Consider the following 381-nt stretch of genomic DNA (forward strand, 5'->3'; position numbering starts at 1 on the left):
TTGCGGTTCGCCTTCGCCTCGGACTGCCGTTCGGAAGGCTGGAACGGGCCAAGACGGTCGGTTAGGGCCTTCATCGAAAGGTCGCGGCCGACGTTGCTGGCCTTCGCCCAAATGCCTAAATCTGGCTCGCCTATGACAAGGCCAGCGCCCCGCTGGCGAACCTCTAGGCCGTGCTCGGCCGCTGCGTCGTGCAGCTCCTGCCAGCTCGTCGCCTGTCGCATCGCCGGGGCCAGCTCGCGGGCCGCGTACCCGGTCAGCGTCTCGATGCCGCTGTGGGCCTCTGCGTCGGCGGCTTTGCCGCTTACCCGGCCGCGTCCGCCGCTTCCTGCTTGGCCAATAGCTGTTCTATCGCCATGTCCCGGCCGTCGCAGGCCGTCAGCG

General features: G+C 68.5%; 1 pseudogene. It reads right to left on the reverse strand.

The features are described from left to right. A pseudogene (locus tag HMPREF2886_RS34075) lies at positions 1-381 on the reverse strand (hypothetical protein); the annotation flags it as partial.

Origin of the sequence: Pseudomonas sp. HMSC066A08 (genome assembly GCF_001813025.1) — a bacterium.
Taxonomy (GTDB): Bacteria; Pseudomonadota; Gammaproteobacteria; order Pseudomonadales; family Pseudomonadaceae; genus Pseudomonas; species Pseudomonas aeruginosa.